General features: G+C 70.3%; 12 protein-coding genes and 1 pseudogene. 4 read left to right on the forward strand and 9 right to left on the reverse strand.

Going from position 1 to position 15,047, the window contains the following annotated elements:
• Nucleotides 1–102: 102 nt before the first annotated feature.
• The 6 genes from IRZ30_RS10035 to IRZ30_RS10060 all read right to left on the reverse strand — a co-directional run bounded on the left by IRZ30_RS10035 (nucleotide 103) and on the right by IRZ30_RS10060 (nucleotide 6,471).
• Nucleotides 103–1,197: a quinone-dependent dihydroorotate dehydrogenase gene (locus IRZ30_RS10035; protein ID WP_294084874.1), complete on the reverse strand. Its 1,095-nt coding sequence runs from the start codon at nucleotides 1,195–1,197 to the stop codon at nucleotides 103–105.
• A gap of 253 nt (nucleotides 1,198–1,450) precedes the next feature.
• A complete protein-coding gene (locus tag IRZ30_RS10040) occupies nucleotides 1,451–1,849 on the reverse strand; it encodes a DUF2283 domain-containing protein (protein WP_294084876.1) in 399 nt (132 codons plus the stop codon).
• Between the two features lie 38 nt (nucleotides 1,850–1,887).
• A complete protein-coding gene (locus tag IRZ30_RS10045) occupies nucleotides 1,888–2,961 on the reverse strand; it encodes an ABC transporter ATP-binding protein (RefSeq protein WP_294084877.1) in 1,074 nt (357 codons plus the stop codon).
• Between the two features lie 193 nt (nucleotides 2,962–3,154).
• Complete coding sequence (locus IRZ30_RS10050; protein WP_294084878.1) at nucleotides 3,155–4,810, reverse strand: iron ABC transporter permease; 1,656 nt, start codon at nucleotides 4,808–4,810, stop codon at nucleotides 3,155–3,157.
• 2 nt (nucleotides 4,811–4,812) lie between these two features.
• A complete protein-coding gene (locus IRZ30_RS10055) occupies nucleotides 4,813–5,985 on the reverse strand; it encodes an iron ABC transporter substrate-binding protein (protein WP_294084879.1) in 1,173 nt (390 codons plus the stop codon).
• A 153-nt stretch (nucleotides 5,986–6,138) separates the two neighbouring features.
• Nucleotides 6,139–6,471, reverse strand: a complete 333-nt coding sequence (locus IRZ30_RS10060; RefSeq protein ID WP_294084880.1) for a hypothetical protein — start codon at nucleotides 6,469–6,471, stop codon at nucleotides 6,139–6,141.
• Nucleotides 6,472–6,815: 344 nt separating this feature from the next.
• On the opposite strand from IRZ30_RS10060, the gene IRZ30_RS10065 reads away from it, so the two are divergent.
• From IRZ30_RS10065 to IRZ30_RS10080, 4 genes and pseudogenes are all read left to right on the forward strand, one after another.
• A complete protein-coding gene (locus tag IRZ30_RS10065; RefSeq protein WP_294084881.1) occupies nucleotides 6,816–8,744 on the forward strand; it encodes a hypothetical protein in 1,929 nt (642 codons plus the stop codon).
• Nucleotides 8,745–9,245: 501 nt separating this feature from the next.
• Entirely contained in the window at nucleotides 9,246–10,160 is a 915-nt protein-coding gene (locus IRZ30_RS10070) for a glycosyltransferase family 2 protein (RefSeq protein ID WP_294084883.1), read from the forward strand.
• A gap of 35 nt (nucleotides 10,161–10,195) precedes the next feature.
• Nucleotides 10,196–11,692 (forward strand): undecaprenyl-phosphate glucose phosphotransferase, encoded by a 1,497-nt coding sequence (locus IRZ30_RS10075; RefSeq protein WP_294084885.1) that lies wholly within the window; start codon nucleotides 10,196–10,198, stop codon nucleotides 11,690–11,692.
• A gap of 24 nt (nucleotides 11,693–11,716) precedes the next feature.
• Nucleotides 11,717–11,809 (forward strand): annotated as a pseudogene (locus IRZ30_RS10080) (NAD-dependent epimerase/dehydratase family protein); the annotation flags it as partial.
• 171 nt (nucleotides 11,810–11,980) lie between these two features.
• Here the strand turns inward: IRZ30_RS10080 and IRZ30_RS10085 are convergent.
• From IRZ30_RS10085 to IRZ30_RS10095, 3 genes are all read right to left on the reverse strand, one after another.
• Nucleotides 11,981–12,937: a ring-cleaving dioxygenase gene (locus IRZ30_RS10085; RefSeq protein ID WP_294084889.1), complete on the reverse strand. Its 957-nt coding sequence runs from the start codon at nucleotides 12,935–12,937 to the stop codon at nucleotides 11,981–11,983.
• 135 nt (nucleotides 12,938–13,072) lie between these two features.
• Nucleotides 13,073–13,987, reverse strand: a complete 915-nt coding sequence (locus tag IRZ30_RS10090) for a trypsin-like peptidase domain-containing protein (protein WP_294084891.1) — start codon at nucleotides 13,985–13,987, stop codon at nucleotides 13,073–13,075.
• A gap of 11 nt (nucleotides 13,988–13,998) precedes the next feature.
• A complete protein-coding gene (locus tag IRZ30_RS10095) occupies nucleotides 13,999–14,919 on the reverse strand; it encodes a trypsin-like peptidase domain-containing protein (protein WP_294084893.1) in 921 nt (306 codons plus the stop codon).
• Nucleotides 14,920–15,047: the final 128 nt, after the last annotated feature.

Below are 15,047 nucleotides of genomic sequence, written 5' to 3' on the forward strand. Positions count from 1 at the left end.
CTAACCCCCTCTCCCAACTTTGGGAGAGGGGGAATGGGATGACGAAACACTCCCCTCTCCCAAGGTTGGGAGAGGGGCCGGGGGTGAGGGTCGCTTCTTGCCTCACTCGCTGCCGATGAGGTCTTCGATGGAGCGGAGGCCTTCGCGGTCGAGGTAGGTGACGAGGTCGCGGAGGATGGCGCCGGGGAGGGCGGGGCCGCCGTAGACGAAGGCGGTGTACATCTGGACCAGGCAGGCACCGGCACGCATCCGCTCGATGACGTCGGCGGCGCTGCTGATGCCGCCGACACCGATGATCGCGAGCCGGTCGCCCGCGCGGCGCCGAACCTCACGGACGAGCGCGGTGGCGCGGGCGCGGAGCGGCGGCCCGCTCAGCCCGCCCGGGACGTCCGGCACCGGCCCCTGCAGCCCGCTCCGGTCGACGGTGGTGTTGCAGACGACGACGCCGGCCGCGCCCCCCTCGATCGCCCCGGCGAGGACGTCGTCGAGCCCGGCGTCGTCGAGGTCGGGCGCGATCTTCACCAGCACCGGGTGGGGGTGGCGGCGGTGCAGTGCGGCGGCGCGGGCGTTCGCCTCGCCGACGGCCCGGAGGATCTCCACCAGCGCCGTGCGCTGTTGCAGGTCGCGCAGGCCGGGGGTGTTGGGCGAGCTGACGTTGACGACGACGTAGTTCGCCACGTCCCAGAGCGCGTTCAGCACGTCCACGTAGTCCCTGGCGGCGCACTCGGGTGGTGTGTCGCGGTTCTTCCCGAGGTTGATGCCGACGACGCCGGGGAAGCGCCGGCCGACCAGCCGAGCACGGACGGCCGCCGCGCCCTCACTGGGGAACCCCATGGCGTTGATGAGGGCCCGGTCCTGCGGCAGGCGCCAGACGCGAGGCGACGGGTTGCCGGGCTGCGGACGCGGGGTGACGGTGCCGACCTCGACCGCGCCGAACCCGAGCGCCAGGAGGGCACCGACCGCCTGGGCGTCCTTGTCCAACCCAGCGGCGACACCGAGCGGGTTGCGGAACGTCAGGCCGAAGCGCTGCACGCGGAGCCGCTCATCGGCGGGGCCGGCAAGCCGACCCAGGAGCGCCGTCCCACCCGGCATTCGGTCCGCATCGCGCAGCAGCCGGAGCGCCAGGTGATGTGCGCGCTCCGGGTCCATGCGCTGCAGCAGCGCCGGGTAGAGGACCGCTCGGTACAGCCGCTCCATACTGGTGGACTCCTTCGGCGTCATGCGTCATACGTCATGCGTGTTGCGTGTTGCGTGATGCGTGTCGCGTGGTCCGTTAGCTTGGGTTCGGACTCGCCATGACGAACCACGAACCACGGAACACGCAACACGGTACACGCATCACGCACCAGTATGACGCATGACGGGTGACGTATGACGTGTGACGTCTCGGATTCCCCTACCCCGTCTCACAGACCCAGGCGCGCGGCCCGCCGGGCCGCTCGGGGTGCCATCACTGGTTGCCGCTGGGGTAGGAGATCTCGTAGCCGGTGCCGCGACGGGGGATGGCGAGCGCGACGAGGCGCTGGGTGCCGTCCAGCTCGGCGCGCAGCGTTGCCTGCGCGGCGCGGACCTGCTCCCGGTCGATCCCCTCCTCCGGCACGCTCAGGGTGATGTAGACGGAGTCGGGGTCCAGGTCCACGTACTCGGCGGCGACGGGGTCGTCCGTCCAGGGCTGGAGTGCCGTGGTCAGGTCGAGGCTGGGCGGGGGCATGATCTCGACCCCGACCAGCCGGCCGCCCTCGCCGACGTCGACGTACCCCGGCAGATCGACCGTCCGGCTGGGCTCCCCCGGCTCGCGATCGAGCGACAGGCGCAGGGCGTTGGTGGTCGGGTCGTAGGTGAGACGCATGGTGTGTCCTTATGTCCAGTGGCGAGGGCCGGGTCGCGCTAGTTGCGCGGCGCGGTCAGGCCGATGCGGGCGTCGGCATCGTAGGCGGCGAGCCGGCTCCGGTTGCAGCGGACGCGGACGCGGGTGCCCGGCGCCAGATCGACGTGCGACGGCTGGTTTGACAGGAGCTGGACGCCGCACGGGAGCTGCACGAGATAGGTGTACTCCGCGCCGTTGAACGTGCGCGAGGTGATGACGGCGATTCCCTCAGGATCCTCCTCCAGGCTGACGTCGCGCGGGCGGATCAGGAGCTCCACGAGTTGCGGCCCGGCCGGGTGCTCGAGCCCGAAGCGGCCGAGATCCGACTCGGCCACGTCCCCGGCGACGCGGGCCGGGACGAACGTGCCCTGTCCGACGAAGCGGGCGACGGCGCGGGTCGCCGGGAAGTGGTAGACCACGTCCGGCGTGTCGATCTGCTCCACGCGGCCCTGGAGCATCACCGCGACGCGGTCCGCCACGGTCATAGCTTCCTGCTGGTCGTGCGTCACCAGGATGGCGGTCGTCTCGGTCGCCTTGAGCAGGGAGCGCACCTCGGCGCGCATCTGGGTGCGCAATTCGGTGTCGAGGTTGGAGAAGGGCTCGTCGAGCAGCAGCACATGCGGGCGCGGCGCCAGGGCGCGGGCGATCGCCACGCGCTGCTGCTGGCCGCCCGAGAGCTGGTGCGGGTAACGATGGGCGACGCCTTCGAGGCCGGTCAGCGCCAGCAGGTCACTTACGCGCGAGCGGCGCTCGGCCGACGAGAGGTGCCCGAGGCCGAAGGCGATGTTGTCGGCCACGCTCAGGTGCGGGAAGAGGGCGTAGTCCTGGAAGACCATGCCGACGCCGCGGCGCTCCGGAGGCACGAAGGTGCCGTTCCCGTCGGCGACGCAGCGCCCGGCGATGGCGATGACCCCGGTGTCGGGGCGCTCAAAGCCCGCGATCAGCCGCAGCGTCGTGGTCTTGCCGCACCCGCTGGGGCCGAGCAGTGCCACGATCTCACCCGGCGCGATGGCGACACTCACCTCGCGGACCGCCGGCTCGGCGGCGCCCGGGAAGCGCTTACTGACGTGTGTCAGCTCGATCGCCGCGTGCATACCTCTCCCCCGCCTGTCTGCCGGTCACCGCCGGGCGACCGGTCCAGGTTCAGTCTACCATCCAGGCAGCGTCCCTCACGCCGGATCCCGCTCCCAAGATGAGAAAAGTGAAGAGACCCATCGTCGTATTCCCCTCCTCCCCACCTTGGGAGAGGGGGGCCAGGGAGTGAGGGCCGACGCGCGCACGTTCGAATCACTCATCGCTCTTGCCCTCGCGCCAGGCGGTGACGGCCATCGGGACGGCCGAGAGCAGGATCAGCAGCAGGGCCGGCGCGGCGGCCTGTGCCCAGAAGCCCCCGGCGGTCGCGCTCCAGACCTGCGTCGCCAACGTGTCGAAACCGGTCGGGCGCAGCAGCAGTGTCGCCGGAAGTTCCTTCATCACCGTCAGGAAGATGAGCGCCCCGGCGCTCAGGATGCCGGGGTAGGTCAGCGGCGCGGTGACGCGCAGCCAGACGCGTGGCGGGGAGTGGCCGAGGCTGCGGGCGGCTTCCTCGACGCGCGGGCTGACCTGTAGCAGCGCGGCGCGCAGAGTGGCGAGCGCCTGGGGCAGGAAGCGAATGATGTAGGCCACGAGCAGGATGCCGAGCGTCTGGTAGAGCCACGGCGCGTAGCGGGCGCCGAAGAAGACGAGCGCGAGCGCCACGACGATGCCCGGCAGGGCGTAGCCGAGATAGCTGAGCCGTTCGAGGACCCGGCTGAGCGTGCTCGGGTGGCGCACGGCCATGAGCGCGATCGGCGCCGCCGCCAGCACGGCGACCACGGCCGCGGCCAGGGACACGGACACCGAGCTGAGCGCCGCGGACCAGACCAGCCAGAGCGGCTCGCCGGCGCGCAGCCCCCGGATCAGCCAGTGGATGATCACACCGATCGGGATCAGGAGCGTGACGCTGACGATCGCGGCACAGTAGGCCAGCGCCAGCGGCGTCCAGCGGCCCAGGCGCACGCGGGTCGGCGGGCGGCTGACGCCCACGGTGCTGCGGTGGTAGCGGGCACGGCCACGGGCGCGCGCCTCCAGCGCCAGCACCACCCCGGTCATGGCGACGAGGACGAGAGCCAACCCCGCGGCCAGGGAGCGGTCGAAGGCGCCGCGGTACTGGTTGTAGATGGCGCGCGTAAAGACGTCGTAGCGCAGCAGCGAGACGGCGCCGAAGTCGCCCAGGACGTAGAGCGCGACGAGCAGCGATCCGGCCAGCAGGGCCGGGCGCAGGAGCGGCACGGTCACCCGCCGGAAGCTCTCCCACGGGCCGAGCCCCAGCGAGCGGGCCGCCTCCTCCAGGGCCGGGTCGAGCTGGGCCATCGCCGAGCGGACCGCCAGAAGGACGTAGGGATAGCTCAGGAGCGTCAGCGTCAGCCAGGCGCCGAAGAAGCCGTAGATCTCCGGCAGCCGCTCGATGCCGAAGATGACCTCCAGCACTCCCTGGAGTGCCCCGCGCGGCCCGAGCGCGGCGATGAGGACGTAGCCCCCAACGTAGCTCGGGATCACCAGCGGCAGCGCGGTGAGGACCGTCCAGATGCGCCGGCCCGGCAGATCCGTCCGCACCGTGAGCCAGGCCAGCGGCAGCGCGATGGCTGCCGAGGCGGCGGTCACGGTCGCGGAGAGGAGGAGCGAGTTGCGGATGAGCATCAGCGTCCGGTCGCGCCATAGCAGGTGGAACAGCTCGGGTCCGGCCTGGGCGGCGCGCAGGACGAGGTAGACCAGCGGGGCGAGCATGAGGAGCGCCACGACGAGCGACGGGAGCACCAGCAGCGGCGGGACGTGCGCACCGTCCCAGAGGCGGCGGCCCGCCCGTGCCGGTTGGGTGCCCGGCGTCGCGGTCGGCTGCGGCATCGAGGCCCCGCTGGTCGTCATGGCTACAGCAGCCCCACGTCGCGCAGCATCTCGAGCGTTGCCTCCAGGTCGGCCAGATCCGACAGGTCGATGTCGGGTGTCTGAATCTCGTTCAGCGGGACGAGGTTCGGGTCGGTCGGCACGCCCGCGACCAGCGGGTACTCATGGGTCTCCTCGGCGAAGTAGGTCTGCGCCTCGGGGCTGAGCATATAGCGGATGAAGGCGATGGCCTGCTCCTGGTTCTTGGCCGTGGTGAGGATCCCGGCCCCGGCCACGTTGACCAGCGCGCCCGGATCGCCGTTGCGGTAGATGTAGTTCCGTGCCGGGAGATCCCTGCCCGCCTCGGCACGTTGACGCTCGAGATAATAGTGATTGACAAACCCGGCGTCGATCTCCCCGGCGATGACGGCGCTGACGATCACGTCGTTGTTCTCGTACACCCGGGCGCCGTTGTCCCGAATCCCCTCCAGCCACGCGCGGGCCACATCGTCGCCGCGCAGCACGCGGATCGCCGTGACGGCGGCCTGGAAGGAGGCGTTGGTCGGCGCCCAGCCGAGCCGATCCTTCCACACGGGGTCGGTGAAGTCGAGGATCGAGGGCGGGATATCCGACTCCTTGACGCGCTCGGTGTTATAGACCACGGCCCGCGCCCGGCCGCTGAGCCCGATCCAGTGCCCGTCGGGGGAGCGGAAGCGCGGCTCCACCAGGTCCAGCACGTCGGACGGGAGTTCCGCCAGGAGCCCCTCGCGGGCGACCGCACCAAGCGCGCCGGCGTCCTGCGCGAAGAAGATGTCGGCGGGACTGCTCTTCCCCTCCTCCAGAATCGCGGCGGCCATCTCGGCCGTGTCTCCGTAGCGCACCTTGACGTCGATGCCGGTGGCCGCGGCGAACTCGTCGACGATCTTCTGGACCAACTGCTGCGAGCGGCCTGAGTAGACGGTCAGCGAACCGCCGATGGTGCCGGTCGCCGGGGTGCCCGCCGGGGTGCTTGCCGGCGTCGTGGCGGCGGGCGTCGACGTCGCTGCCGCCCCGCTGCCACCGGTGCTGGCCTGGCTGGTGGCGGTCGGCGCCGCGGTCGATGCCGGACTCTCGTTTCCACCACAAGCGGCCAGCACCGGGCCAGCCAGTGATGCGCCGGCCACGGCGGCCAGCGCACGGATGATGTCGCGTCTGCTTACTGAGCGGTTTGTGTTCACGTCCCCTCCGCGCTCCCGCGCCTATGCGCCCCTCGCGAGGGGCGCAGCACTCATTCCTCTTCACGATTGGATGCGCAATCCCGACCTGCGCAGTCGGGATTAGAGTACGAGGCGTGGTGCGGCCTTGTCAAGGGGGCGGCATCGCGACGCGGATCACGACCGCCGTCCGCCTGTCGATGCGGGGTCCGCCCGGCGGCGTGCGACGATGCACGGGGTGATTGCGTCGGCGAGCGCATCGAACGCGTCGCGGATCGCGATGCCGGGCGTGCTCCCCTCGCCGGTGGCGGACAGGTCGCGGTCCCCCACACGGAGGAGGACGTGGACGGCGTAATCCTCCCGATCGGCGCGGTGGGTCAGCGTGACGTCGATGAGCGGCGGATCCTGAAGCGCCCCGCGCAGGCGATGCGTGAGGAGGGCGGCCTCGCGTGCCAGGGTGGCGTGGAGCGCCGTCGTCAACAGGTCCGGCTTGTTGCTGTGGATCCGCATGGGGTCATCTCCAGGCGTCGTCGGCGGTCATGTACCCCGGCGTTGCCGGGTGGGATCCATCGTGCCGGAGCAGACGCGGCAAAGGCATCGACATCGCACCCGGCGGCGCGACAATGCCGTGCACGTTTGGCAGTCGTGACTCAGAGGCGATCAGTGCGATGCAGTGAGGCTGCCAGATTCAGTCGGCGACAGCGGCCGCGACGGGGTACGGCGGGCGCTCCACCGGCGGCGGTGAACCTCAACGGCTCCTCGTTCGTTGTAGCCTTTGGCGGGTACCGGCCCGCCCAGCACGCAGCGGGCCGGTGTCCGCCGAACCTGGAACGGATCGGAAGCGGAGGTTGTTCGTGCGCAGACCGAGGTTGCAACCCCGGATCGCGCGCATGCTCGCTCTTGTCATCATCCTCAGCGCGCTCCCCCTCGCACCGTCTCTTGCCGTCACTGCCGCCAGCATCCAACCGACCGGCCTGGTCGCTTACCTGGACCGCGGCAACAACCTGTGGGTCAGCCAGGACAGTGGCGCGGGCGCCGTCCAGCTCACCACGGCGGGCGGCTACACCGGATTTGTCTGGTCGCCCGACGGCACACGGCTGGCCGCCGTCGGCCCGGTCAGCGGCGGCGCCGGTGTGTCGCTGGTCGGGACCGACCCGAGCTTCGGCGTGCGTGAGCTGCACACCGGCACGGCGCCCGCCTGGTCCCCGGACAGCCGCCGCGTCGCGATCATCGACGGCGGGACCGTCCACATCTACGGCCGCGAGGGAGGCTACCAGCGCAGCGTCCCCGTCGGGGCCGATGCCATCCAGTGGTCGCCTGACGGGAGCCGCATCGGCTTCACCCGCTGGCTGAGCGACCCCTACGGCACCGGCTGCGCCATCCGGGACCTCGGCTGGATCGACGCCGACACCGGCGCAAGTCACGGCGTCGCCCGCACGTTCGGCAAATTCGCGTGGGCCGGAGACGGCGCTCGCCTCCTCTACGTCTCCGCCGACGACGGCACCGTCCGCGCCTTCGACACCCGTTCCGGCGCCGGCCAGCGCCTCTCCTCCCGGTCGGCCAATCCCTGCGGCGGGCCGTTCTTCACGAGCAACGACGGCCGCACGCTCTTCTTCCTGGACTACGGTGCGGGTGGTCGCGACCTCGTCGCCGTCAACCTGTCGTCGCTCCAGGAGCGGGTCTATCGGAACCTGCCGATCGGTTACCCGGCGCGCACGCTGCCCGACAGCTACGTCTCGGTCGACCCGCTGGCGCGCTACGCCTACGTGGTGCAGACCTACCCCACCACCATCACCCGCGTCGATCTCCAGTCCGGCGCGCTCCAGCAGATGCTCTTCAACGATTACCGCATGGTGCTCGGCTTCTCACCCGACCGCGACCGGGTCGCCCTGCTGGCCACCCCCTACGGTGAGCCGAGCGTGACCTACATCCGCGACCTGACCACCGGCGAGGAGACCGCCTTCACCAACGTGGGCTGGCTCGCCTGGCAGGGGTCGCCGATCACCGCGTCCACGGTCGATGCCTGGACCCGCGTCTGGGATCGGGAGGATCGCCCGGTCGCGGCGAGCGCGGCGCACCGCACCTGGATCTGGGGCCCGGCACCCTTCGCCACCCGCCAGGAGCCCTATCTCGAAGCACCCGGTGGCCGCCGTGCGGTGCAGTACTACGACAAGAGCCGTATGGAGGTGACGCATCCCGACGGGGATCAGAGCAGCCGCTGGTACGTCACCAACGGCCTGCTGGTCAAGGAGTTGATCACCGGCCAGATGCAGGTCGGCGACGCCAGCTTCGTCGAGCGCGGCCCGGCGCACGTCCCGGTGGCGGGGGATCCGGACGACACGCACGGGCCGACCTACGCCACGCTCCAGGGTGTGCTTTCCGCCCCGCCGACCCCGGCCGGCACCGAGATCCGCGCGACGATTGACCGGAACGGCAACGTCGGCAGCGGTGGGCCGGGTGGCGTCTTCGCCCAGGAGTACATCCCGGACACCAACCACACCATCGCCGACGTCTTCTGGGCCTACCTCAATTCCCGCGGGCCGGTCTGGGATGGGGCGAACTTCGTCGACGGAAAGCTGTTCGAGCCGACCTTCTTCGCCACCGGCTTCCCGATCACCGAGGCCTACTGGACCAAGGCGAAGGTCGCGGGCCAGGTGAAGGACGTCCTCGTCCAGTGCTTCGAGCGCCGCTGCCTGACCTACACGCCGTCCAACCCGGAGGGGTGGAAGGTCGAGATGGGCAACGTCGGCCGCCACTACTACGCCTGGCGCTATGGCGGGTGATGCAGGCGCGAGCGGCGGCTAGCCGCCGCCCGCGCCCCACCCGCTGGAACTGGCCGCGGCCATCATGCGCTCCGGGGCCAGCCAGTGCCCGGGGCTAAAGCCACCGGGCTCACAACGAAAGCCCGCTGAAGCGGGCTGGGAATGATCGGGCAACCCGCTGCGCGTGACGGATCCGCGCGTGGTGTGTGCCCGGGGCGAAAGCCGCCGGGCTGATATGGGGTAAGCCCACGGAAAGGGGCTGCGATGGCGACATGCAGGCCAAACCTATCCGGCGTCCCATTGGGCGCTGCGTCTCCAGCCGGCTTCAGCCGGCTTTCGTTGTCAGCCCGGCGGCTTTAGCCCCGGGCACGGACCGACCTGCGGCATGGCTGGGCCACGGTGGCGGCTCAGTGAATGTGACCGGGCGAGGCTCCGTCCGACGCCAGCGCTTCGTATCAGGTGCGGAGTGCTCCCGTGCGAACTTGCGTATTGAGAGGGGAAAGCCCCATACTAGCCGATGCTATGACGTGCGTGTCGGTCGTCATTGTCAATCACAACACGGCGGACCTCCTCGCTCGGTGCCTCGAGCACCTGTATGCCAGCGTGGTTGATCGCCCGCTCGACATCTGGGTGGTGGACAATGGTTCCCGCGACAACAGCGCGGCGCTGGTCCGGGAGCGGTTCCCGGATGTCCGGCTGATCGTCTCGCCGCGCAACCTGGGCTTCGCTGGAGGCAACAACCTGGCGCTGCGCCGGATCCTGGCCGAGGCGCCGCCCGGTCCCGCCCGTAGGAACCACTACGTCCTCCTCCTCAACACCGACTGCTTCGTCGAGCCCGACACTATCGCGCTGACGGCCCAGTTCCTCGACCGGCAGCCCGACGTGGGGATCGTGGGTCCCAAGGTGCTGCTGCCCGACGGCCGGCTCGACCTCGCCTGCCGTCGCTCGTTCCCCACGCCGGCGAGCGCCTTCTGGAAGCTGACCGGGCTGAGCCGTCGTTTTCCGAACTCGCCGCGCTTCGCCCGTTACAACCTCACCTACCTCGACCCGGACAAGACCTACGAGGTCGACTCGGTCATGGGCGCCTATATGATGGTGCGGCTTGCCGCGATCGACGACGCCGGGCTGCTTGACGACCGCTTTTTCATGTATGGCGAGGATCTCGACTGGGCGTACCGAATCAAACAGCATGGGTGGCGCGTTTTCTATTATGCGGACGCCCGCGCCCTGCACGTCAAAGGTGCGACGAGTTCACGCCAGAGCTACCGGCTGATCGTGGAGTTCTACCGGGCGATGTATCTCTTCCATCGGAAACACTACGCGCCCGACACCTTCGTCCTGCTGAACTGGCTGATCACCGCAGGGATCGTCGCCCGGGGCGGCTACGCGCTGTTCCGGAACCTGCTCCGCCCGGCCGGCGCCAAGCGCGTGGCCTGACAACACAGGGGATGGGAACCGCTGGGAGATCGGGAGTGACCAAGACGAGCCTGCCAGCCGGGATGTCTGCCGCTCCGGGCGCGCGCGATCACGCCCTGACGCGGCGTGCCACGCTGGTCCGGCGCCGGTGGACTGAGACGCTCTTCCTCGGCACGCAGGTGGTGCTCGACGCCCTGCTGGTGGCACTGGCCTGGTTCATCGCCTACCGGGTGCCGGTGGCGCTGCACCTGCTGCGCCTGCCGCGCGAGTTCTCGGCGGTGCAGGGGCTGGTCGTCCTCGGCATCATCGTTGGGACGACCCTGACCGTCTTCGCCGTCGGCGGGCTGTACCGCCTTGGGCGCGGCGCGTCCCGCGTGGACACTTTCTACAAGATCTGCACCCATCTCTCGCTCGCGGTGCTCCTGGCGATCGCTTTCAATGCGATCGTCCTGCACGAGAACGTGGTCCTCTCGCGGCGGGTGCTGGTGCTCGGCTGGCTCCTGGCCATCGCCCTGGTCACTACCGGGCGCCTGCTCCACGGCTTCGTCGTCGGTCAGGTGCGCCTGCGCGGGGTCGCGGTCGACCGCCTGCTGATCGTCGGCACCGGGACGAACGCGCGCATCGTCCACGACAAGATCCGTAAGATGCCGGAGCTGGGCTATCACCTGGTCGGCTTCCTGGCGCACCCGAGCGAGGGCACGCCGCCGGACACGATCAATGGCGTACCGGTCTACGGCACAACCGGCCGGCTGGCCGAGGTCGTGCGCCGCCACCGGATCGACGAGTTGATCCTGGCGCTGGAGGGAACCCCGCACGCCGAGGCGCTTGATCTGGTCTACCAGGTGATGGACCTGCCGGTTAACATCCGCGTCTACCCCGACCTGTTCCGGCTCATCACCAACGACGAGCTTACGGTGAGCGACCTCGGCGGGCTGCCGATGGTCACCGTGCGTACTGCCGGGCTGCGCACCTGGAGCCGCATCGTGAAGCGTGCGGTCGACTTGGCCGTGAGCAGCGCCGTCCTCGTCTTCTGCTCCCCGCTCATGCTACTGCTCGCCATCCTGATCAAGCTCGACTCCCCCGGCCCGGTCTTCTTCGTCCAGGAGCGGGTGGGGCACGACGGTGTGCCGTTCAACCTGCTCAAGTTCCGCTCCATGCCGGTAGACGCGGAAAAGGAGACCGGACCGGTCTGGGCCACGCCCGACGACCCGCGCCCGACCCGAATCGGCCGCTTCATGCGGCGCTACTCGCTAGACGAACTGCCGCAGTTCATCAACGTCTTCCTCGGTGAGATGAGCGTGGTCGGCCCACGGCCGGAGCGGCCCCACTTCGTCGAGCAGTTCCGCCAGACGATCCCTTACTACATGGCGCGCCACCGGGAGAAGTCCGGTATCACCGGCTGGGCCCAGGTCAACGGCTTGCGCGGGGATACCTCGATCCAGGAGCGGACCCAGTACGACCTGTATTACGTCGAGAACTGGTCGCTGCTCTTCGACATCAAGATCATGATTAAGACCCTTGCCCGCATCATCAACGACGAGAACGCGTACTAGCCGTCCGGGAAGGACGGGATGGCTATGCGCGTGCTGGTGACCGGTGGCGGAGGATTCATTGGCAGCCATCCGGTCGATGCCCTCCTGGCCCGCGGCGACGAGCCGGTGGTGTTGGACGACTGATCCGGCGGCAGCCGGGACAACCTGCCGCCCGGCGTCCAAACCCTGGACATGGATATCGTGGACGTCACACGTCATGCGTCATACGTCATGCGTCATTCTCCCCTCTCCCCTGGTGGGAGAGGGGCCGGGGGTGAGGGGGACGCATGACGCACGACGCACTGGCTCTTACCCCGTAGACCGCACCAACCGCTCGAGCGGCGGCAGCGCCCGCTCGATCTCGGCCCGCCGCGGCTCGTACCAGGGCGGCAGCTTCAGGCTGGTGCCCAGCTCCTCCACCGGCTCATCGACGGTGAAGCCGGGACCGTCGGTGGCGATCTCGAACAACACCCCGCCCGGCTCGCGGAAGTAAATCGACCGGAAGTACTGCCGGTCACGCACCGGTGTCACGTCGAACCCTGCGTCGATGAGCCGCTCGCGCCACGCCTGTTGCTCCGCGTCGTTCGGTGTGCGCCAGGCGATGTGGTGCACCGTGCCCGTGCCCTCTTCCCCGCGGGGTGCCGACGACGGGCTGACCACATCGATCACCGCCCGGCTCGTGCCCTCGCCCACTGCGAAGCGCAGCCGTTCGCGCTCCTCAGCTACCAGCCGGAAACCCATCAGGTCGGTGAGGAGCCTCGCCGTCGGCTCCAGCGTCCTCACCCAGAGGGTGGCGCCGTGGAAGCCACGGATGGCGTGCTCGGCCGGTATCGGCCCGCCGCCCCAGACGCGCTGTGCCGGTCCGTCGTCTCGCATCACCAGCTCGTACTGCAGCCCGTCGTGGTCGGCGAAGGTGATGACCTCCTCGTCGAATCGTGCCGCCGGGCGCTCGACGGTCACGCCGAGGCGGGTGAGCCGATCCACCCAGTAGCCGGTCGAGCCCGTGGGGATGGCGAAGGAGGTCACCACCACCTGACCCGTGCCCGGCGGGCGCCGGGAGAGGTGTGGCCAGGGAAAGATCGTCAGGATCGTGCCCGGTGTCCCCACTTCGTCGCCATAGTAGAAGTGATACGTGCCCGGCACGTCGAAGTTGACCGTGATCTTAATCAGACGCAGCCCGAGCACCTCGGTGTAGAAGTCGAGGTTCCGCTGGGGGTCGGAGGAGATCGACGTGATGTGGTGGATGCCGGGGATGGTGTTGGCCATGTCCGCTCGCTCCCTTCATGCACGGGTCGATGTTCGGGGTGTCATCGGGACTCCCCCGTATCATACGCGCAGCGCCGGGGCCACGGTGTGCCCCGGCGCTGCGGTCTTCGGGGAGGGATGGAGCGCGATGCGCGCCTAGGCGGCGCTGCGGGCGGGCGGTACGTCGGCCTGCGGCGCGCGCCGCGCGGGCGCGACCCGCAGCCGGTGCCCCTGGCCGCCACGGAGGATCACCAGGTCGAGATCGCCCCCGGCCGGTGTGCGCGCCAGCGCCTCCAGCAGGTGCCGCGGGTGGCGCACCGGCTCCTCCGCGATCGCGACGATTACGTCGCCCGGCAGCAGCCCGGCCGCCTCGGCCGGTCCACCACGTTCGACGGCGGTGATCATCAACCCGGCCGCGACGCCGACCCGGCGCCGGAGGTCGGGCGGGAGCACCACCGGCAGCGCGGTGATCCCCAGCCAGGGAGCCGGCTCGCCGATATGGGTGACGAAGTCGGCCACCACGTGGCTGGGCACCGCCAGCGCCAACCCCGGCGAGGCGACCATCGCGTTGATGCCGACCACCCGGCCGGCGGCGTCCACCATCGGCCCGCCGGAGTTCCCGGGCGCCAGCGCCAGGTCGGCGCGGATCAACTCGCGCTCGTCATCGTCGGTCGGCAGCGCGCTCACGATCCCGAGCGTCAGCGCGTGGCTGAGGCCCAGGGGGTGCCCCATCGCCAGCACGAGCTGGCCGGGGCGCAGGGCGCGGGAGTCGCCCACCTCGGCGGCCGGCAGCCCCTCGCGTGGGACGCGGAGCGCGGCCAGGTCGTTGAGCCGGTCGCGCCCGACAACCCGAGCCGGCACGACGTCCTGGCTCCCAAGGCGCACGCGCGCTTGGTCTCCCGGCACGACGTGGTCGTTGGTGATGATCAGGCCGTCGGCCGACCAGATGACACCCGCCCCGGCGCCGCTGCCGTTCTCGATGGTGACGACACTCGGCCGCAGCCGCTCGGCGACGGCGGCGACCGCCGCACCGAGCGGCGCCAGCCGCCCAAGTGTGCTCAAACCGGTCATGGACTTGCTCCCTACCGCTCGCCGACCGTCACCGTGGTGTCGGCGATGGCGCCGCCGCGGACGACCCGCACCGGCTGCTGCGTTCCGGCGCTGCCCGGGCCGAGCTGCGCCTGGAGCGACTGCGGATCGGTCGTCGGCTGCCCGCCGAACGCGACCACGATGTCGCCCAGCAGCAGCCCAGCTCGCTCGGCCGGGCTGTCCGGCTCGATGCCGACCACCAGCAGCCCCGACTCCTGCGTCAGTCCCAACTGGGACCGCAGCGCCTGGGGCAGTGCCACCGGCTGCGTCGCGATGCCCAGGTAGCCGCGGGTGACCTTGCCCTTCGACACCAGTGCCTCGACCACCCGCTCCACCATCGCGGCCGGCAGCGTTACCGACAGGCCGCGCGAGAGGAACGACGTGTTCATCCCGACCACCCGGCCTTCGGTGTCGATCAGCGGCCCACCGGAGAAGCCGGGGTAGAGGGTGGCGTCGGAGCGGATCGCGTGGTCGATGCTGCCGCCACGCCAGGTGCGCCACGGGCCGGACACCGCCCCGACCACGCCCAGCGTCGCCCTCGGCTCCGTCCCACGCGGCCGACCCAGCGCCAGCACCAGGTGGCCCAGCCGCACCTCGGTGGGCGAGATGGTCGCCGCCGTCAACCCGGTGGCATCCACCCGCAGCACCGCGATGTCGGTCCCGGGGTCCCGTCCGACGATGCGCGCCGGCAGATCTCGGCCGTCCGGCAGGCCGACGGTGATGTCGTCCTCTCGCTCGAGGACGTGGTCGGCCGTCACGATGAGCCCGTCGGCGCGCCAGATGATCCCGGTGGCGCCGATCCGCCGCCGCGCATCGATCCGCACGATCGACCGCGCGCCGGTTTCGACCGCGTCGGCGAGGCTATTGGAGAGTTCGGTCAAGAGGTTCGTGCTCCCAGTGTTCCCAGTGCTCATGCGGGGACTCCTTTCTACGCCCTAGCATAGGCGCCCGCGCGCCGCGGCGAATCCCCCGATCCGGCAGCGGCGTACCTACCCAAATGGGGAGGTATGGCGACCGTCCATGTCATCCCGGCGGTAGCAGC

This window comes from Sphaerobacter sp., from assembly GCF_019683595.1.
Taxonomy (GTDB): Bacteria; Chloroflexota; Chloroflexia; order Thermomicrobiales; family Thermomicrobiaceae; genus Sphaerobacter.

Coding starts and splice junctions, on each gene's coding strand:
- IRZ30_RS10045 (WP_294084877.1), bottom strand. CDS start 2,961: ATGCACGCGGCGATCGAGCTGACACACGTCAGTAAGCGCTTCCCGGGC.
- IRZ30_RS10060 (WP_294084880.1), bottom strand. CDS start 6,471: ATGCGGATCCACAGCAACAAGCCGGACCTGTTGACGACGGCGCTCCAC.
- IRZ30_RS10050 (WP_294084878.1), bottom strand. CDS start 4,810: ATGACGACCAGCGGGGCCTCGATGCCGCAGCCGACCGCGACGCCGGGC.
- IRZ30_RS10070 (WP_294084883.1), top strand. CDS start 9,246: ATGACGTGCGTGTCGGTCGTCATTGTCAATCACAACACGGCGGACCTC.
- IRZ30_RS10035 (WP_294084874.1), bottom strand. CDS start 1,197: ATGGAGCGGCTGTACCGAGCGGTCCTCTACCCGGCGCTGCTGCAGCGC.
- IRZ30_RS10040 (WP_294084876.1), bottom strand. CDS start 1,849: ATGCGTCTCACCTACGACCCGACCACCAACGCCCTGCGCCTGTCGCTC.
- IRZ30_RS10090 (WP_294084891.1), bottom strand. CDS start 13,987: ATGACCGGTTTGAGCACACTTGGGCGGCTGGCGCCGCTCGGTGCGGCG.
- IRZ30_RS10095 (WP_294084893.1), bottom strand. CDS start 14,919: ATGAGCACTGGGAACACTGGGAGCACGAACCTCTTGACCGAACTCTCC.
- IRZ30_RS10085 (WP_294084889.1), bottom strand. CDS start 12,937: ATGGCCAACACCATCCCCGGCATCCACCACATCACGTCGATCTCCTCC.